The sequence below is a fragment of the Actinoplanes sp. NPDC048796 genome, from assembly GCF_040650035.1.
Classification (GTDB): Bacteria; Actinomycetota; Actinomycetes; order Mycobacteriales; family Micromonosporaceae; genus Actinoplanes.
Genome location: NZ_JBEZGO010000005.1, coordinates 173,523 through 191,768 on the forward strand (window position 1 = coordinate 173,523; position 18,246 = coordinate 191,768).

Genomic DNA, 18,246 nt, shown 5'->3' on the forward strand with positions numbered 1-18,246 from the left:
AGATTCCATGGAATGCAATTTGCTAAGATGTGCGGCGTGACACAGAGAGTGCGCTGGGCCCATGACCTCGTACGCCTGGAGGTCGTCCTCTGGGACCACGTGGACTCCCGGCTCAAGCAGGCCCACGGCCTTTCGCTGGCCGGATTCGAGACCTTGTGGGTTCTCCAGGACGGCGAGCCGGCCCGCGTCGGCGACCTGGCCCGTGAGCTGCGGATCACCATGGGCGGCGCCAGTAAACTGGCCGACCGGGTCGGCGCCGCCGGCCTCATCGAGCGCACGGCCGACCCGGGTGACCGGCGCGCCACCCGGATCGCCTTGACCGCCGAGGGCCGGGCGATGCTGACCGCCGCCACCGGGACGTACGACGCCGCCGTGGCCGAACTGCTCGACGGCGTGGTCAGTGACCACGAACTGAGCGTGACCCACGACGTGATCACGCGCTTGCTGGCGTCCACTCGCCCCGCCGGCGCCGGTTAGCCTTGCCGCCGTGAACACGAACACCCGCGCCGACCGGGCCGCCCGCGCCTGGCTCGACGTGCACGGCGTCCTGGCCGCCACCCAGCCCGACGGCTATCTGCACGTCTCCCCCCACGGCACCGCCGAGCTCGTCACCGGCACCCGGATTCCCCTCCTCAACGGGGTCGTCGCCATCACCCGCGACCCCGACGCCGGCGAGATCGCCGGCGCCGCGACGTCCCCGCGCTTGGCGGGCCTGCCCTGGTCTCTTCGGGTACGCGGGGAGGACGCCGACGACCGCATCGCGGCCGTGGCCGCCGCACACGGGCTGGCCACCCGCTCGCCGCAGCCGTTCCTGCTCCGTGAGCTCACCCCGGCCGACGCCGCCCCGGTCGCCGGCGCCCGGCGCGTCACCGGAACCGAGAGCGCGGCCTACCAGCGGGCCCTGGCCGCCGGTTTCGGGGCGCCGCTGGACGGCATGGCCATCTTCGCCCACCCCCACCTGCTCGACCACCCGTCGATGAGCGCCTACCTGATCGAGGCCGGCGGCGAACCGGTGGCGACCGCCTTCGCCGCCCTCTCCGGCGACCTGGTCGGCGTCTTCAACATCGCGGTCCTCCCACCCTTCCGCCGCCGGGGTTTCGGCCGCGCTGCCACCGCCGCCGCCCTCAGCGACGCCTACGCCAAGGGCGCCCGCACCGCCTTCCTGCACTCGACGGCCGAGGGCCGCCCCCTCTACGACCGCATGGGCTTCCACCTGGCCGAGAACTGGACCCTGTTCACATGACCTTCGCCGACGACGTGCGGTCCGCCTTCCGGCGCGGCGAGACCGACGAGGTCGTACGGCTGTGCCGGACCGCCCTCGCCGAGTCCCGCGCCACCGAGGTGGAGGCCCTGTACGGCCTGTCCCGCGCGGCCCTGCGTTCCGGCGACCTGGCCGGCGCCACCGCCCTGGCCCGGCAGTCGCTGGAGGCGGCACAGCGCGCGGGCGACCGGGCGCTGGAGGAACGCCCACGGCACGTCCTGGCCGCGGTCGCCCGCCTCGCCGGCGACCTGGCCGGCGCCCGGGAGCTCTACCTGGACAGCATCCGCCTCAACGAGGAGCTGGGCCACGCCGAGACGGTCCTCACCGAACGCCACAACCTGGCGTTCTGCGACCTCCGGCTGGGCCACCTGGACGCGGCTCGCGAGTTGTTCGCCGCCAACCGCGCCGAGGCCGAGCGCAACGGCTGGGCCTCCTTCCTGCCGTTCGCCGCGATCGCCGACGCCTGCCTGGCCGCCGCCGAGGGCGACCACGCGCGGGCGGCCCGGCTGATCGCGGCCGCCGACGCCGCTTTCGCCGCCCACGGCCAGGTTCCCGACCCCGACGACGCCGCCGAACTCGACCTCGCCCGCGCCGAGGCGGCGGCCGCGCTGGGCGAAGCCGCCTATGCCGAGACCTACGCGCGGGCGGGCGGTCAGTCGCCGGCGCGCAGCGTGTCCGAGGGTGATTCGCCGTAGCGGGCACGGTATTCGCTGCTGAAGCGGCCCAGGTGGGCGAAGCCGCAACGATGGGCCACGGCGGCCACCGTCACCTCGCCGTACGCGGCGCGCTTCAGGATGGCGTGGGCCCGGCCCAGGCGGACCTGCCGCACGTACGCCATGGGGGTCAGGCCCAGATGCCGGCGGAACCCGTCCTGGAGTGACCGGACGCTGAGATGGCCGGCGGCGGCCAGCTCGGCCACGGTGAAAGGGCGCTCGGGGCGCTCGTTCACCGCGTCCGTCACGCGGCGGATCGCGCGCGGCGGCGCCGGTGGGGGCGGCTGGTCGAGGTCGTCGCGGAAGTTGTGGGGCAGGCACAGCAGCATGCCGTCGATCAAGGCGTAGCGCAGGCGTTCGGCGATCAGCGGGTATTCGAGCAGGCTGTGCTTGGCCACCGACTCATCGCGGAACAGGCGGACCAGGCGGCACCAGCTCGCGGCCGGGCCATGGGTGACGTCGAGGGCCGGCGGCAGCACGAGGCGGTGCGTCACCGGGCGGCCCAGCATGGCCGACAGCTCGGCGTGCAGGGCCTGTTCGTCGACCACGACCGCCAGGGGGCGGAAGTCCGCGCCGTGCCGGAACGTCACGTCGCGGCCGGGCCCGATGACCGCGGCACGGTGCCGGTCGACGCCCACCTCGTCGTGGTTGTGGCGGACCCCCGCGGTGCCGGCGGTGGCCAGCGTGACCTGGTAGCCGCCGATGTTCTCGACCGCCGTGGTCAGCGGCATGGTGAACGAGTAGCTTCCGGTCAGCAGCGCGCCCACCCGGGCCACGTCGAGCTCGAGCCGGAACGGGAAGCCGCCGGCCGTGTCCAGCCGAAGCCCGGACGGGGCGAAGAACCGGGCCATCTCCTGCCGCGCGTGGTCCATGTCGGAGCTGGCGAGCCGCCACCGCGATAAGCCGTCCACCCCCGCTACCTTGCCCACGAATTCGCATGACCCGGCGCCCTCACGCATTCATCCATGTGGACTCTTCGATTCACGTGCCTACGCTGCGGTCATGCCAACCGTCCTGTACCGGGCGCTTGTCGCCACCACCGCGGTCGTGCTCGTGGCGGCCGCCGCACCGGCTCCGGCCCACGCCGCCGCGCCGGCTCCGGCGGTCGGGGCCACCACGTCGGCCGCCGACACCGTCGGCAGCGGGAACACCTGCGCCGGCTTCCTCGACGAACGGGCGCACCTGGGCAATCTGGGGATCCGGCGGGTCTTCGCCTCGGCCGGTCAGCTGCCGCCGGCCGACGCCGTCAACTGCCACACCGCGTACGGCGCCGTTCTCTGGTTCTCTTTCAAGACGTCCTGTACGCCGGTGGCCGTGGCCGCCGGCGGCTGCGACACCGAGATCCAGAACATCGCGGCCGCCATGCCGGCCGGCGCCTACCTCACGTACTTCCACGAACCCGAGGACGACATGACCGGCACCCAGTTCGTGGCCGCCTTCAGCCGGGTCTACGTGGTCGCCAAGGCCGTCAACGCCTCGATCTCGATCGTGCCGATCCACATGTCGTACCAGTGGCGGCCCGGCTCGACCGGCGTCACCAACAACGGCACCGGCGGCGACCGGGAGATCAGGGACTGGATCGTGCCGCCGCTCTACGCCGACGCGTACGGCTTCGACCTCTACTGGCAGGCCAGCACCCGGGGCAGCGAGCCCGACAACCCGGTCAGCGCCGGCAACGACCCAAGGATGCTGCGCTGGTACAACGCCGTCGCCGGCCTGGGCCGCCCGCTCACGCTCCCCGAGTGGGGCATAGACGACGACCAGGGGGTACGGGCGTCGCGTGGCCCCGCCATCCGGGCGTCCCGGGCGTGGCTGTCCGCGCGCGACTTCCGGGTCATCGCCTACTGGCAGATGGACAACTGGTATCTCGGCGCCAGTTCGGTCCCGGCCGGCGGATACCTCGATCCGGATGGGGTCGCCGCGTACCAGGAACTGGTGTCCGGCGCCTGATCGTCCGGACACAAAACGAACGGCGGCCCGCTGAAACCAGTCGGGCCGCCGTTCGCGGAATGTGAAATCAGAGAGGACGGATGTTCGACGCCTGAAGGCCCTTCTGGCCCTGCGTGACCTCGAACTCCACCCGCTGGTTCTCGTCGAGACTGCGGTATCCGCTGCTCGCGATCGCCGAGAAGTGGGCGAACAGGTCGGCGCCACCGTCATCGGGGGTGATGAAGCCGAAACCCTTGTCGCCGTTGAACCACTTCACGGTACCGGTAGCCATGTCTGCTCCTTAGCAGGCTTTCAGGGGCCGCACTGTGCGAACCCTTACGCCGCCGCGTTGATCACCCGCGCCGGAAACGACACGAAAAACGAAAAAGCGCCCGCGGGTCCAGATAACCCATCAGGCGCCGAAAACGTCTACGGAAATCAAAACTGCAACACGGCCAACTTAGCACAGAATCCGCTGATCTCCGCCGACCCGGATGCGTGCTGCGTCACAGCGACGCGCGTACAGTGCCCTGCATGGCTGACGTCCGGCCCTTGGTTCCGTCGGCCCCCAGGAGATTCACGTGACCGTTTCACCCTCGCCACGGCCCGTCCCGACCCTCCGGGAGAGAAGCGCGGCCAGTTTCCACGCCGTCCTCGCCACCGCCCTGACCGCGGGGCTGGAGCAGGCCCTCGAGGCCGGCGACCACCAGAAGGCGATCGGCTTCATCAACCGCGGCTTCGCCGAGGGAAGCCCCCAGCTGGGCTGCGAACTGCTCTGCCGGGCCACCGAGGTCATCGGGTCGGCCCGCACGTGGACGGTGCAGCTCGCGCCCCTGAGCCAGAGGGGCCGGCGGTCCACTGTGTAGAGACGGCTGTCGCGGACGATCGCGACGAGACTGCCGCGCGGATCAGGGGGTCCTCGATTCGCCGGACCGGACCTGCTCGGTGGTCACCGCGGGCCTCCCCACCACCACCTGCGGCCGGGCAGCGAGCTCTGCTACTGGGACGCCTCTCTCGCCGTACCCAGGAGTGTTCTTACCCCTGGGTGTTCTTACATTGCCCGAACATCGGCCGGCCGCCCGCGCGGGCACAATGGGCCGGTGACCGAGAAAGGGCTGGTGCTCCTCGTCGAGGACGAGCGCCCGATCGCCGACCTCGTGCGGCTCTACCTGGCCCGCGACGGCTTCGGCGTCCATGTCGCCCACGACGGCGAGGCGGGGCTTCAGGCCGTACGGAGGCTGCGGCCGGTCGCCTGTGTGCTCGACATCGCCCTGCCCGGCCTGGAGGGCACCGAGATCTGCCGCCGGATGCGCGAGGACGGCGACTGGACGCCGGTGGTCTTCCTGACCGCCCGCGACGACGAGGTGGACCGCGTCCTCGGCCTCGAGCTGGGCGGCGACGACTACCTGACCAAGCCGTTCAGCCCGCGCGAGCTGGTCGCGCGGGTACGCGCCCTGCTGCGCCGGGCCGCCGGCCCCGGCGACGGCGACCGGGTGCGGACGCTCGGCCCGGTCTCGCTGGATCCGGCGCGCCGCCTGGCCTCGGCCGCCGGCCGCCCGCTCACCCTGACCGCTACCGAGTTCGACCTGCTCGCGCATCTGCTGCGCCGACCCGGCCGCGTGTTCACCCGCGAGGAACTGCTGGCCGCGGTGTGGGGGTACGCGTCGCACGCGCAGACGCGCACCGTCGACGTGCACATCGCTCAACTGCGCGCCAAGCTGGCCGACTGCGCCGCCCTGATCCGCACCGTCCGCGGCGTCGGCTACACCGCCACCGCCGATGGTTAGGACGTTCACCGGGCGGGCGGTGCTCGTCACGGCGGCCACGGCGGTCGTCTCGGTCATCGTGACCGCCCTGGTCGCCCTGCCGATCGCGGTCCGGTCGGCCGACCACGCGGCCCGCGCGGATCTGTCCGAGAAGTCGGCGCTGGCGGTCGAACTGCTCACCAGCGAGCGGGCCGCGGCGCGGACCCGGATCGTGAACCGGCTGCGCGACGACGGGATCGCCGTCTACCTGGTCCGGCGGGGCGCCGCCGACCGGCCGGGCCTGCCCGCGCGGGTGGTGGGGCGGATCGCCGCCGGCGAGGACGTCGACGCCCGCGGGGTCGTGGACGGCCGGGCGGTGCTGATCTCCGGCCGCCCGCTGACCGGCAACGACGCCGGGGTGGTGCTCACCCGCGCGGCCGGCTCGGGCACGGCGGCGCGGGTGCTGGGCGGCGTGTGGATCGCCCTGCTGGCCGGTCTGGCCGGCGGGGTGGTGGCGGGCGCGCTGCTCGCCCACTTCATCGCCCGGCCGCTGCGGCAGGCCGCGCTGGCCGCGAAGCAGCTCTCGGCCGGCGACCGTTCCGTGCGGCTGCCGGTCCGCCCACCGGCCGAGGCGGCCGAACTGGCCACCGCCCTCAACCAGCTCGGCGCCGCCCTTCAGCGCAGCGAGGGCCGTGAGCGCGAGTTCCTGCTGTCGGTCTCGCACGAGCTCCGGACGCCCCTGGCCACGATCCGCGGCTACGCCGAGGCGCTGGCCGACGGGGTGGTCACCGCCGACGGCGCCGGCCGGATCATGCTGGGCGAGGCGGATCGGCTGGAACGGCTGATCTCCGACCTGCTGGTGCTCTCCCGGCTGGAAGCGGCCGACCTTCCCGTGCAGATGGTCGCCGTGGACCTGGCCGATCTCGTCGGGTCGGCGGCCGAGGCGTGGGCGCCGCGCTGCGCCCCGGACGGTCCGCGCCTGAGCACCGAGCTTCCGGACGGTCCGGTCATGGTCGGCACCGACCCGGGGCGGCTGCGCCAGGTGGTCGACGGGCTCGCCGAGAACGCGCTGCGCGTGCTGCCGTCCGGCGCGCCCCTGGTGTTCGCCGTCCGGGCCGGCGAGCGGGGCGGCGTGGTGGAGATCCGCGACGGCGGTCCCGGCTTCACCGACGAGGATCTGGCGGTCGCCTTCCAGCGGGGCGCCCTGCAGCAGCGGTACCGCCACGAACGCGCGACCGGCAGCGGCCTCGGCCTGGCCCTCGCCGCCCGCCTCGTCGAACGCCTCGAGGGCACCATCGAGGCCGCGCACGCCCCCGAGGGCGGCGCGATGTTCCGCATCACCCTGCCGTTCGCCACGTGAAGCAATCCGCCTTACCGAATCCGAACACTTCCCTGACGTGGTGCACGCGCGCCGCCGCGAGAGTGGCCGCCATGAGAAGAAACATGAAGTTGACCGCGCTCGGGCTCGGGCTCGCGGGCCTGCTCGCGCTGGCCGCCTACGCCGCGCCGGCCGGGGCGACTGATCTCACCGGTGAGACGTCCGCGCTGACGACGGTCGGCCTGGACAGCCCTGAGCCGTCCGCCACCGCGTCGAACCAGCCCCGGGCGAAGCACCAGCCGGGCCGCGCCTACCTGCGGAAGAACACCCTGCACGGCGAGATCGTCGTGCAGGGCAAGGACGGCCCCCGGACCCTGGTCGTCCAGCGGGGCACCGTCACCGCCGCCGGCGGCGACAGCCTGAGCGTGAAGTCCACCGACGGCTTCACCCAGACCTGGGCCAAGGCCGAGAAGTTCACCGTCCGCGGCGACCTGAAGACGGGGGCCGAGGTCGGCGTGGCCGGCCGCAGGGAGGGCGACAAGACCGTCGCCCGCCTGGTGATCGTCAAGAAGTGACGCCCAGGGTGCTCTCCCGGGCGATCAGCCGGTGCTCGGCGCGCCATTCGACGCCGGGCACCGGGGACGGGCTGGTGATGCGCTTGACGAGGCGGTCGACGGCCATCTGGGCGATCGCCCTCTTGTCGGGCTGGATCGTGCTGATCGTGGGACTGCTGTAGCGCCCGTCCTCGATGTCGTCGTAGCCGATGATGGCCACGTCCTCCGGCACCCGCAGGCCACGCTGATGCAGCGCGTGGATGGCGCCGGACGCGACGAGGTCGCTGTAGCAGAAGACCGCGTCCGGCGGGTCGGCCCGGTCGAGCAGGGCCGCCATCGCCGTCGCGCCGTCGACCCGGTTGAAGCGGGCCGTGCTGATGATGAGGGACTCGTCGACCGGCCGGCCCGCGGCCGCGTGCGCGGCCCGGAAGCCCTGTGTACGCAACTGGGCCGCCTCGCCCGTCGGGTACGGCTGGTCGCCGATGGCCGCGATCCGCCGCCGGCCCAGGGAGATCAGGTGCGCGACCGCGTCGGTCGAGGCGGCCACGTCGTCGATGCCCACGTGGTCGAACGTGCCGTCCGACGAGCGCTCGCCCAGCACGACCAGGGGCAGGTCGGGATCCCGTACGGCCAGATCCTCTTGCGAGAGGCCCAGCGGGCTGAAGATCATGCCGTCGAAGAGGAAGCGGCGCGAGCCCCGCCCGATCAGCTCGTGCTCGTGCTCGCGGTCGCCGTCGGTCTGGTCGACCAGCACGTTGTAGCCGAGCTTGCGGGCGGCCGGAATGATCCCCTGCAGCAGCTCGGCGAAGTACGGGGTGTCCAGATAGGGCACGACGACCACGATCTGCCCGGACCGGCCGGTGGCCAGGTTGCGGGCGAGCACGTTGGGCCGGTATCCGAGCTGGGCGATGGCCCGCTCGACCTTCTCGCGGGTCGCGTCGGTGACGCGGGCGTAGCCGTTCACGACGTTGGAGACCGTGCGCGGCGAGACGCCGGCCAGATCGGCGACGTCACGCAGAGTAGTTTCGCGCATGGTCCCCCCTGAAATTTCCACGAGAATATTTCCGGCAGGTTGCCTCTTGCCAGAGCCGAATGGCCGGGGCATAGTCCTTTGCAGCGCTGCAAAGCGCAATCTACCTCACACCAACCCCCACGAGTGGTGTACTCCCCCGCCATTCGGCTCCAGATCCATCGATCGCGCCGACGTCACCGTCGGTCATGTCGGCGCGCCCGTGCACAGGAGGCCGGACCATGCGATTCATGACAAAAACCGCGATGAGCCTCGCGCTCATCACCACGCTGGCCGCGTGCGGTGGCGGCGATGATCAAGAAACGACGGCCGCCAAGCCGACGAACTGCACCAACAAGATCGTCAACGAGGCGGCGCCCCGCGTCCTCGTCTGGGCCTGGTATCCGAACATGGCCAAGGTCGTCGACAACTTCAACAAGCAGCACACCGACGTCCAGGTCTGCTGGACCAACGCCGGGCAGGGCCAGCCCGAGTACGAGAAGTTCCAGACCGCCATCTCGGCCAAGAAGGGCGCGCCCGACGTCATCATGCTCGAGGCCGACCAGCTCGTCGGCTTCGAGATCCAGGACGCCCTGGTCGACCTGGCCCCGTACGGCGCCGGCGACGTCAAGAAGAACTTCAGCGAGGGCGCCTGGAAGGACGTCTCGCAGGGCGACGCGGTCTACGCGGCGCCGGTCGACGGCGGCCCGATGGCGCTGATCTACCGCACCGACATCTTCGACAAATACCAGATCAAACCCCCGAAGACCTGGGCCGAGTACGCCGAGGCGGCGGCCAAGGTCAAGGCGGCCGGCGGCCCGGTCTTCGGCGACTTCGGCAGCAACGTGCCGGCCGTGACGACCGCCCTGATGATCCAGAAGGGCGCGGTGCCGTTCGTCTACGACCTCAAGGACAAGCAGAACATCACCGTCAAGCTCGACGACCAGGCCACCAAGGACGTGCTGAACTTCTGGGGCGACCTCTCCAAGAAGGGGCTGGTCGGCAAGGAGGACCAGTTCACCACCGACTACATCGCGGGCATGGTCGGCGGCAAGTACGCCACGTACGTCTCGGCCGCCTGGGCCCCCGGCTATCTGACCGGCGCCGGCGTCGGCAACGGCAAGGAGAAGGGCAAGTTCGCGGTCGCCCCGCTGCCGCAGTGGGACCCGGCGAACCCGGTGAGCGTGAACTGGGGCGGCTCGGCCTTCGCGGTCACCAGCCAGGCCACCGACAAGGCGAACGCGGCCAAGGTGGCGCTGGGCCTGTACGCCGACGAGGCCTCACTGACCGACGGCTGGAAGACGCAGACCATCTTCCCGCTCAACCAGAGCGTGCTGACCTCGGACGAGTTCGTGAACGCGAAGGTCGAATTCTTCAACGGCCAGACCGCGAACAAGGACATCTACATCCCGGCCGAGAACGCGTACAAGGGCGCCACCTACAGCCCCTTCACGGTCTACTACTACGCCCAGCTCCAGGCCCAGATCGTGAAGATCAACGAGGGCAAGACGACAGGCGACCAGGCGGCCACCGACCTGCACAACCAGATCGTCCAGTACGCGAAGACCCAGGGCTTCACGGTCAAGTGACGACGACACGCGGAAAAGCAACGGGCTGGCTTTTCATCCTGCCGTTCCTGGTGGTGTTCCTGGCCTTCCTGGTGGCCCCGCTGTGCTACGCCGGCTACCTCTCGCTCTGGACGAAAGGGCTGGCCACCGGGACGACCTTCGCCGGCTTCGACAACTACACCAGAGCCTTCGAGGATCCGTCGTTCCGCAAGGGCCTCTGGTTCGTGCTGCGGTTCAGCGCCGTCGTCATCCCGCTGCAGATCATCGTGGCCCTGGTCGCGGCGCTCGTGCTCGACGAGGTGACCGGCCGCCTGGCCCGCTTCTCGCGGCTGGTCATCTTCCTCCCGTACGCCATTCCGGCCGTTCTCGGCGCCCTCATGTGGGGTTTCCTCTACAGCCCGAGCTTCGGCCCGATCGAGCAGATCGCCACCGCGTTCGACGTGCGGGCGCCGTTCCTGCTCAGCCAGGGCAACATCTTCTACGGCCTGCTCAACGTGGTGACCTGGCAGTGGTCCGGCTACTACATGATCATCATCTACGCCGCCCTGCGCAGCATCGACACGTCCATCTACGAGGCGGCGCGCATCGACGGCGCCACCGCGCGGCAGATCGCGCTGCGCATCAAGGTGCCGATGGTGTCCTCGGCCCTGGTGCTGATCCTGGTCTTTTCGCTCATCGGCACGCTCCAGTTCTTCACCGAGCCGCAGATCCTGGCCCCGATCGCCAACGGCTCGGTCACGCCCGACTTCACGCCGAACATCTACGCGTACAACATCGCCTTCCGCTACGCGCAGTTCAACTACGCCTCGGCCATCTCGTTCTCGCTCGGCTTCGTGGTCTTCCTGGCGGTCGGCATCTTCATGTTCGTCACCCGCAAGAAGGGGAGCATCTTCACGTGACCAGGCCCCGCCACATCTGGGCCAAGCTCCTGCTGCTGGCCATGGTGTGCTACTTCCTGATCCCGGTCTGGTGGCTTCTGGTCGCCAGCACCAAGAACGCCGAAGGACTGTTCTCCGGCCGCGGCGCGCTGTGGTTCTCGAACGGCTTCCACTTCTTCGAGAACCTGGGCGACCTGTTCACGTACAACAACGGTGAATATCTGCGCTGGCTGGGCAACTCCGCGCTGTACGCCTTCGCCGGCGGCATCGGCTGCACGGTCGTCTCGGTTCTCGCCGGGTACGGCTTCGCGAAGTTCAGCTTCCGCGGCCGCAACGTGGTCTTCGCCGCCGTGCTCGGGTCGGTCATGGTGCCGCTGACGGCCCTGGTGATCCCGACGTTCGTGCTCATGTCGAACGCCGGGCTCACCGACACCATCTGGGCCGTCATCCTGCCGTCGCTGCTCAGCCCGTTCGCGGTCTATCTCATGCGGGTGTACGCGTCCGCGTCGGTACCCGACGAACTGCTCGACGCGGCCCGGATCGACGGCGCCGGCGAGCTCCGCACGTTCGTCAAGGTGGCGCTGCCGCTCATGCGCCCCGGGGTCATCACGGTGCTGCTGCTGTCGATCGTCTCCACCTGGAACAACTTCTTCCTGCCGCTCACCATGCTGTCCACCTCGAAGCTCTACCCGCTCACGGTCGGCATCGGCCTGTGGGAGCAGCTGGCCAGTTCCAACAACGGCGGTGGCCAGTCCCTCTGGAACCTCATCATCGTCGGTTCGCTGGTGTCGATCGTCCCGCTCGTCGTCGCCTTCCTGACCCTGCAGAAGTACTGGCAGGGTGGACTGGCCGTAGGAAGCCTCAAGTAAAGGACCAACGTGCTCAACGCCAAGCTGCACCTCGACCCCGACCGTGTCGTCGCCCCCGTCTCCCGCCGCACCTTCGGCTCGTTCGTCGAGCACATGGGCCGCTGCGTCTACGGCGGCCTCTACGAGCCCGCGCATCCCTCGGCCGACGCCGACGGCTTCCGGGCCGACGTGCTCGCCCTCGTCCGGGAGCTCGGCGTCTCGCTGGTCCGCTACCCCGGCGGCAACTTCGTCTCCGGATACAAGTGGGAGGACGGGATCGGGCCGGTCGCCGACCGGCCGGTGCGCCGCGACCTCGCCTGGCACAGCCTGGAGACCAACGAGGTCGGCGTCGACGAGTTCATGCGCTGGGCGGGCAAGGCCGGGGTCGAGGTCATGTACGCCCTCAACCTCGGCACCCGCGGCGTCCAGGAGGCGCTCGACGTCCACGAATACCTCAACCAGCCGGCCCGGACCCATCTGGCCGAGCTGCGCCGCCGGAACGGGTCGGAGAAGCCGTACGGCATAAGCATGTTCTGTCTCGGCAACGAGATGGACGGGCCCTGGCAGACGGGACACAAGACCGCTGACGAGTACGGGCGTCTGGCCGCCGAGACGGCACGCGCGCTGCGGGCCGCCCAGCCGGACGCGGAGTTCATCGCCTGCGGCAGCTCGAGCTCGTCCATGCCGACCTTCGGCGCCTGGGAGGCCGAGGTGCTCGAGCTGGCGTACGACCAGGTCGACTACATCTCGGCCCACGCTTACTACGAGCCGCTGGACGGCGACGTCGACTCGTTCCTGGCCTCGGCGGTCGACATGGACCACTTCATCGACAGCGTGGTGGCGACCGCGGACAGCGTCGGCGCCCGCCTGAAGTCGAAGAAGCGCATCAACATCTCGTTCGACGAGTGGAACGTCTGGTATCTCAGCCAGTGGGAGGCGTCCCGCTCGGCGATCACCGAGTGGGAGGTGGCCCCGCGCGTCATCGAGGACAGCTACAACGTGATGGACGCGGTCGTGGTCGGCAGCCTGCTCATCTCGCTGCTGCGGCACAGCGACCGGGTCACCGCCGCCTGCCTGGCGCAGCTGGTGAACGTCATCGCCCCGATCCGCAGCGAACCCGACGGCGAGGCCTGGCGGCAGACCACGTTCCACCCGTTCGCCCTGACGTCCCGCCTCTCCTCCGGCGACGTGCTCGACGTCAAAATTGATTCCCCGGTGTACGAGACCTCGCGCTTCGGCGCGGTGCCGGTCGTCGACGCCGTGGCCACCCACGACGACGGCGCCCTGTCGGTCTTCGTGGTCAACCGCCACCGTACCGAAAGCGTCTCCTTCTCCTTCCCCGCCCGGGGACCGGTGTCGGAGGCGTGGGTGCTCAGCGACGACGACCTGACCGCCACCAACACGCAGCAGTTCCCCGACCGGGTCATCCCCCGCGAACTGGCCGTGGAGGCGACGGACGGCACGGTCACGGTGACGCTGCCACCGGTGTCGTGGAGCGCGATCCGCCTCTAGGACGCCGGGGCGAGGTCGCGGTGGTGGCGGGTCCACGTGCCCTTGCCCTGGCGCTTGGCGGCGTACATGGCCAGGTCGGCGTCGCGCACCAGCGAGTCGACGTCGTCGTCACAGGTGGCGCAGGCGATGCCGATGCTGGCGCCGGCGCGCACGGCGGTGTCCTCGAACGGGATCGGCTCGGCCAGCTCGCGCAGGATGCGCTGGGCCGTGTGCTCGGCGCCCTCCCCGTCGCAGTCGCGCAGCAGGACGGCGAACTCGTCGCCGCCCAGGCGGGCCACCACGTCGCCCGGGCGCACGCACGCGGTCAGCTTCCCGCCGACGCCGGCCAGCAGCACGTCGCCGGCGGCGTGGCCCAGGGTGTCGTTGACCGCCTTGAAGCCGTCGAGGTCGATCAGCAGCAGCGAGGTGTTCTCGTCACCGACGTCGCGCAGCGCGCCGGTGACCTCCTCGTGGAAGTGGGTGCGGTTGGCCAGGCCGGTCAGCCCGTCGTACAGGGCCTGATGCCGCAGCCGGGCCTCGTGCTCGCGCAGCTGGTCGATGAGGCGGTTGTTCTCGTGGAACGCGGCCAGCTGGCGGCAGACGACCAGGATCACGATGATGCCCAGGCCGGCCATCGCGCCCCACAGGCGCGGATGCGGGCCGGCCGGCGTCTCGACGACGACCGTGGTGAAGGCGACGGCGATCGATCCGTACGGGAGAAGGCTGTAGGGACGACGCCGCCGTGACCCGAACGCCGAGCCCTGGTCGAACCGGGCGACGTCCTCCTGGATCCGCGCGCCCAGCCCGATCAGCAACGACGGCAGCAGGCGCACGACGAAGACGTACGGGTCGAGCGTGCCGTCGGGGTTCGGCCCCAGGAAGAAGCCGACACTGTTGATCCCGGCCGACACGATCATCGGGACGGCGGCGGCCCGGTGCATGGGCGCGTTGCCGCTGAGAACCAGCTTCACCGCGGCGAAGCACGAGGTGAGGATGACGCAGCCGGCGGCCAGCGTCCCGGCGATGTTGCCGCCGTGCTGGGAGGGTTCGATGGCGAAGCAGTACGCCACGACGGCCCCGCCCACGAGCACGGTCGACGAGTCCAGCCAGAACGCCACCTTCTCCCGGCGCGAACTCCCCGGAATCGGATGCAGCAGCATCGCCACGATGATGGCGCCCAGCCCCACCGCGAACAGCAGCCCCTGCACCGGCCCACCGGCGGTGTCCTTGAGACCCGGCCCGATGAACGCGGTGACGGCCTGCACGGTGTCGCCGACGGTGAAGAGCACGCCGGCCGCCGTCATGACGAGCCAGAACCGGCGGATGGCCCCGGTCGCCATCCGGTGGACCCGCCACGCCGACCAGGCCAGCAGCGCGTCGAGCGGCGGCTGGAACGCCCAGAAGGCCCGCGCCTGGTCGTGGGCGGCGTCGAGGGAGCAGAGCACCCAGGCGCCGGCCAGCGTCCACAGCACGGCCGCCAGTATGAGCGGATCGCGGAGAAGACGGTTCACCTCTGCGGTATCGGTCGTTCCGGCGCCGGCCTGAGGATTCAGCCCGCGGGCGGCGACGGTTGCGCCGGGCACAGCTGGACGGCCAGCCGCCCGAAGACGTCGGTGGTGATGTCGCCCGCGCACGACCGGCCACCGGCCACGGTCCGGGACCAGCCCTGCAAGCGGCCCCGCACGGTGGTGCCGCAGCGCACCTCGAAGTCGGCGGTGACACGGTCGACGCCGGTGTAGACGACATCCGCCGGCCCGGCGCCGGAGCCGTACCCGAACGACTGCCCCTCGGCGGACGGCGCGGTGGTGTGCACCGGCCGGCCGGTCTTCCGCGCGAGCGAGGCACCCAGCGCGGTCAGCCACCCGGGCGCGTCGACACCGGTGACCGACGGGGTGAACGGTTTGTCCAGCAGCCGGCGGCCCGCCCCGCCGGAGGCGAGCTCGTCCGCCCGGAACAGGGTGACCTGCGTCAGCACCGGCGTCGTGGTCACGGCCGACCAGGTCAGCGTCTCCGCCGTCGGCTCGCAGCCGGACGGGACGGGTGTGACGGCTGGTTCCGCGTCGGCCCGCGCGCACGCCCCGGCCATCATCAGCGCCGCCAGCGCCACCACTCCACGGATCTTGATCACCGCGGCAGCATAGGACCGCGGCGCCCGCGGTCTTCGACGGGCGGCAGGCGGCGCAGCGGTGGGGGCGGCGAAGAACATGACCCCCATGCCGTTGGGGTCGTAGACGCCGGTCAGCGGTCCGGTGAGCAGTTCGAGCTGGATACCGCCGGCCTGCGGATCCGCCGACAGCGTCATCAGCTCAGCGCGTTACGGGGCCAGCCGCTTGAGTTCGTGCACGGTGACGATCACCGGATCTCAGGGGCGGCCTGCTTGAACTGGTGATCCAGAGCCAGCGCGGTGTGGCACTTCGCTGTGGTCTTCCCGCCCCGGGTGCGGCAGGCGCTGCCGGCCGGTGCACCACAGTTCGGGCAGTCGTGACGTTCGACCGCCGTCGCGGCCCGATCAGGCGTGAAGCGCATGTCTACAGACTCTGCGGTTACGGCCGGATCACCCAGCTCGGCGTCCAGGTTCCAGGGTTGTCGTGGCTGGACGTCGTCGCAGCGAAATGGTCACGGAGGGCGGCCAGTGCCGGGTGGAGATTGTCGCGGTGCCAGAGGAGCGAGTGCGGGTAGACCGGGGTGGGGTCGATCACCGGGATGCGGCGCAGACCGTGGCTGGCAGGCCAGACGAGGCGGGTCTGCGCACCTATGAAGGTCGCCAGTGCCGGGGTGTCGGCGACGGTGTCGAGGAGCGCGTCGGCGCCGAGGTTAGGGCCGGTTGCCTCGATGGTGAGCCCGAACTCGGCGACGAGGTCGTCGTAGTAGGCGGCCCATTCGGTGCCCGGGGTGATGCCGGGCATCCAGATGCGATGCCCGGCGAGCTGCGCGATCGTCACCGACCGGGCAGACGCCAGCGTATGGGCGGGGCCGGTGAGCAGTTGGTGTGGCTCGTCGAGCACACGGACAGTCTCGATGTCTTCGGGAAGGGGCCGGCCGGGCATCGCGACCGCGCGGAAGGACGCGTCGATCGCTCCGGCCCGCAGGGCCGCGATGGCCGTCTCGATGTCGAACAGTTTCATCACGTCGAGTTCGATCTCGGGGTGGGCCTGGTGGAAGCCGCGGATCAGGCCGGTTGTGGCGAGGCGTGAGGCGATCACGTCGACGCGCAGCGGACGGCTTCCGGGGCGCACCGCTGCGGCGGCTCGCTCGGCGGCGCGGAGCAGTTCGCGGGCATGGGGCAGGAATGCTTGGCCGTCGATGGTGAGTTCGGCACCGCGCGGCGTGCGGGTGAACAGCCGTACGCCAAGGTTGCGCTCCAGCACGGCGATGCGTTTGGAGACGGCCTGCTGGGTGATCGACAGCTCGGCGGCGGTCTCCTGGAACTGGCCCGCCTCGGCAACGGCGACGAAGGTGCGCACGGCGTCGAAGTCCATGTCGACAGACCTTACCGTCACAACCGCAGGTTGTTCGATCCCGGCGTGGCGGTTGTTTGATACGCAGTAGCACTGCCTGATTGGATCCCAGCCATCAACTATCAGTTGTTTTGCTGAGATGTGAGGGCCACCGGGTGGTGACTGAAAGATCGTTGGGGCGGCAGTTCAGGTGGCTCTGGACGGCGTACACGGTGAGCACGTTCGGCACGTGGCTCGGGTTCGGCGCCTTCCCCTTGATCGCGATCCGGGTACTGCACGTCGGCCCGATCGGGGTGTCACTGCTGTCGGCTGCGGGATTGGCCGTCGGTGCGGTCGTCGCGGTGCCGCTCGGCCCGTGGGTGGAGTTTCGCCGCAAGCGGCCGGTGATGGTGACGATGGACCTGATCCGGTTCGCCGTGTTGATGAGCGTTCCCGCCGCGTTCGCGTTCGGCCGGCTGACTTTCACTCAGCTCGTGGTCGTGTCGATTGCTGCCGCGGCGTGCGACATCACCTTCAAAGCGGCCAGCGGCGCCTATCTGAAGACCTTGGTCCCGCGGGCGGAGCTGCTCGTCGCGAACGGCCGGTTCGAGGCCACCACGTGGACCGCCACCGTGGTGGGACCGCCGCTCGGCAATGCCGCGATCGGGCTGTTCGGTCCAGTGGTAACCGTGGCGGTCGACGCGGTGAGCTACCTGTTGTCGGCGCTGGGTATCCGGGCGACCGGAGGACGGGAGCCACGCCCCGATCGCACCGGTGGGATACGGCTGAAACCCGGGGACCTGCTCGACGGATGGCGTTACATCCTGGCCCACCCGGCGCTGCGCCCGCTGTTTTTCAACACGGTCCTGGTCAACGGTCTGATCATGGCGACCTCACCGCTGCTGGCCGTCCTCATGCTCGGCCGGCTCGGGTTCGCGCCCTGGCAGTACGGCCTCGCCTTCGGCGCGCCGTGCGTCGGCGGGCTGATCGGCTCACGCCTGGCGCAGCCGCTCGTCACCCGGTTCGGCCAACGCGAGATCCTGCTGACTGCCGGCGCGCTTCGCGCCTGCTGGCCGCTTGGGCTCGCCCTGGTCGGCCCTGGCATCGCCGGTCTTGTGCTCGTCATCGCCCTCCAGTTCGGGCTGGTCGCCTGCATGGGCGTGTTCAACCCGGTATTCGCGACCTATCGACTCGACCAGACACCGGCGAACCGAGTCGCCCGCACGCTGTCCGCGTGGTCGGTCACCAGCAATGCCACCATCGCGGCCCTCACCGCGCTGTGGGGGCTGCTGGCCACAGTCACCAGCCTGCGCATCGCGATGGCGATCGCCGGCCTTCTCATGCTGACCACCCCGCTCCTGCTGCCCCGACGTGGACGTACTCCCTCGACCGGTCCAGCGCACTGGTGATCTGCGACCTGCAGAACGCCCTCGTCAGCGCTCCTACAGCCCCGTACCCCGCCACCGAGGTGGTGGCCCGTGGAGCGCCTTCCACG

At 70.6% G+C, this 18,246-nt stretch carries 19 protein-coding genes; 13 read left to right on the plus strand and 6 right to left on the minus strand.

What is annotated here, in order from left to right; genetic code table 11:
- Positions 1-36 precede the first annotated feature (36 nt).
- Genes AB0C26_RS22465 through AB0C26_RS22475 form a run of 3 tightly spaced genes read left to right on the plus strand, consistent with a single transcriptional unit; the run spans position 37 to position 1,956 of the window.
- The gene (locus tag AB0C26_RS22465) at positions 37-477 is read left to right on the plus strand and encodes a MarR family winged helix-turn-helix transcriptional regulator (protein WP_360250532.1); all 441 of its coding nucleotides are present in this window, start codon (positions 37-39) and stop codon (positions 475-477) included.
- Positions 478-487: 10 nt separating this feature from the next.
- Positions 488-1,243 carry a GNAT family N-acetyltransferase gene (locus AB0C26_RS22470; protein ID WP_360250535.1) on the plus strand — a complete coding sequence of 252 codons (756 nt, stop codon included), beginning with the start codon at positions 488-490 and terminating at the stop codon, positions 1,241-1,243.
- Positions 1,240-1,956 (plus strand): tetratricopeptide repeat protein, encoded by a 717-nt coding sequence (locus AB0C26_RS22475; RefSeq protein ID WP_360250538.1) that lies wholly within the window; start codon positions 1,240-1,242, stop codon positions 1,954-1,956. Before AB0C26_RS22470 ends, AB0C26_RS22475 begins: the two co-directional genes overlap by 4 nt.
- Here the strand turns inward: AB0C26_RS22475 and AB0C26_RS22480 are convergent.
- Positions 1,914-2,885: an AraC family transcriptional regulator gene (locus tag AB0C26_RS22480; protein WP_360250541.1), complete on the minus strand. Its 972-nt coding sequence runs from the start codon at positions 2,883-2,885 to the stop codon at positions 1,914-1,916. The genes AB0C26_RS22475 and AB0C26_RS22480 overlap by 43 nt on opposite strands.
- Positions 2,886-2,976: 91 nt before the next feature.
- Here AB0C26_RS22480 and AB0C26_RS22485 point away from each other — a divergent pair, with 91 nt between their 5' ends.
- Positions 2,977-3,924 carry a hypothetical protein gene (locus AB0C26_RS22485; protein ID WP_360250544.1) on the plus strand — a complete coding sequence of 316 codons (948 nt, stop codon included), beginning with the start codon at positions 2,977-2,979 and terminating at the stop codon, positions 3,922-3,924.
- A 67-nt stretch (positions 3,925-3,991) separates the two neighbouring features.
- Here the strand turns inward: AB0C26_RS22485 and AB0C26_RS22490 are convergent, their stop codons facing one another.
- The gene (locus tag AB0C26_RS22490) at positions 3,992-4,195 is read right to left on the minus strand and encodes a cold-shock protein (RefSeq protein ID WP_360250547.1); all 204 of its coding nucleotides are present in this window, start codon (positions 4,193-4,195) and stop codon (positions 3,992-3,994) included.
- A 289-nt stretch (positions 4,196-4,484) separates the two neighbouring features.
- On the opposite strand from AB0C26_RS22490, the gene AB0C26_RS22495 reads away from it, so the two are divergent.
- The 4 genes from AB0C26_RS22495 to AB0C26_RS22510 all read left to right on the plus strand — a co-directional run bounded on the left by AB0C26_RS22495 (position 4,485) and on the right by AB0C26_RS22510 (position 7,541).
- Complete coding sequence (locus AB0C26_RS22495) at positions 4,485-4,769, plus strand: hypothetical protein (RefSeq protein WP_360250550.1); 285 nt, start codon at positions 4,485-4,487, stop codon at positions 4,767-4,769.
- 234 nt (positions 4,770-5,003) lie between these two features.
- On the plus strand, positions 5,004-5,690 hold the full coding sequence (locus AB0C26_RS22500; RefSeq protein WP_360250553.1) for a response regulator transcription factor: 687 nt from the start codon (positions 5,004-5,006) through the stop codon (positions 5,688-5,690).
- Positions 5,683-7,008, plus strand: a complete 1,326-nt coding sequence (locus AB0C26_RS22505) for a HAMP domain-containing sensor histidine kinase (RefSeq protein ID WP_360250556.1) — start codon at positions 5,683-5,685, stop codon at positions 7,006-7,008. The genes AB0C26_RS22500 and AB0C26_RS22505 overlap by 8 nt, the downstream gene beginning before the upstream one ends.
- A 71-nt stretch (positions 7,009-7,079) precedes the next feature.
- Positions 7,080-7,541, plus strand: coding sequence for a hypothetical protein (locus tag AB0C26_RS22510; RefSeq protein WP_360250559.1), 462 nt, complete (start codon positions 7,080-7,082; stop codon positions 7,539-7,541).
- On the opposite strand, the gene AB0C26_RS22515 is transcribed toward AB0C26_RS22510, so the two are convergent.
- The gene (locus AB0C26_RS22515) at positions 7,531-8,553 is read right to left on the minus strand and encodes a LacI family DNA-binding transcriptional regulator (protein WP_360250562.1); all 1,023 of its coding nucleotides are present in this window, start codon (positions 8,551-8,553) and stop codon (positions 7,531-7,533) included. The two genes, AB0C26_RS22510 and AB0C26_RS22515, sit on opposite strands and share 11 nt — an antisense overlap.
- Positions 8,554-8,780: 227 nt before the next feature.
- Here AB0C26_RS22515 and AB0C26_RS22520 point away from each other — a divergent pair, with 227 nt between their 5' ends.
- From AB0C26_RS22520 to AB0C26_RS22535, 4 genes are read left to right on the plus strand one after another with little or no spacing between them, the layout of a single operon-like run.
- A complete protein-coding gene (locus AB0C26_RS22520; RefSeq protein WP_360250565.1) occupies positions 8,781-10,118 on the plus strand; it encodes an extracellular solute-binding protein in 1,338 nt (445 codons plus the stop codon).
- Positions 10,115-10,996 (plus strand): sugar ABC transporter permease, encoded by an 882-nt coding sequence (locus AB0C26_RS22525; protein WP_360250568.1) that lies wholly within the window; start codon positions 10,115-10,117, stop codon positions 10,994-10,996. Before AB0C26_RS22520 ends, AB0C26_RS22525 begins: the two co-directional genes overlap by 4 nt.
- Positions 10,993-11,844: a carbohydrate ABC transporter permease gene (locus AB0C26_RS22530; protein ID WP_360250571.1), complete on the plus strand. Its 852-nt coding sequence runs from the start codon at positions 10,993-10,995 to the stop codon at positions 11,842-11,844. Before AB0C26_RS22525 ends, AB0C26_RS22530 begins: the two co-directional genes overlap by 4 nt.
- 9 nt (positions 11,845-11,853) lie before the next feature.
- Positions 11,854-13,335 (plus strand): alpha-N-arabinofuranosidase, encoded by a 1,482-nt coding sequence (locus tag AB0C26_RS22535; RefSeq protein WP_360250574.1) that lies wholly within the window; start codon positions 11,854-11,856, stop codon positions 13,333-13,335.
- On the opposite strand, the gene AB0C26_RS22540 is transcribed toward AB0C26_RS22535, so the two are convergent.
- From AB0C26_RS22540 to AB0C26_RS22550, 3 genes are all read right to left on the minus strand, one after another.
- The gene (locus tag AB0C26_RS22540) at positions 13,332-14,825 is read right to left on the minus strand and encodes a GGDEF domain-containing protein (protein WP_360250577.1); all 1,494 of its coding nucleotides are present in this window, start codon (positions 14,823-14,825) and stop codon (positions 13,332-13,334) included. The genes AB0C26_RS22535 and AB0C26_RS22540 overlap by 4 nt on opposite strands.
- 38 nt (positions 14,826-14,863) lie before the next feature.
- Complete coding sequence (locus AB0C26_RS22545; RefSeq protein ID WP_360250580.1) at positions 14,864-15,616, minus strand: hypothetical protein; 753 nt, start codon at positions 15,614-15,616, stop codon at positions 14,864-14,866.
- 241 nt (positions 15,617-15,857) lie between these two features.
- Positions 15,858-16,793 carry a LysR family transcriptional regulator gene (locus AB0C26_RS22550; protein WP_360250583.1) on the minus strand — a complete coding sequence of 312 codons (936 nt, stop codon included), beginning with the start codon at positions 16,791-16,793 and terminating at the stop codon, positions 15,858-15,860.
- Positions 16,794-16,930: 137 nt separating this feature from the next.
- Between AB0C26_RS22550 and AB0C26_RS22555 the strand changes: the two genes are divergently transcribed.
- Positions 16,931-18,160, plus strand: a complete 1,230-nt coding sequence (locus tag AB0C26_RS22555) for an MFS transporter (protein ID WP_360251635.1) — start codon at positions 16,931-16,933, stop codon at positions 18,158-18,160.
- Positions 18,161-18,246: the final 86 nt, after the last annotated feature.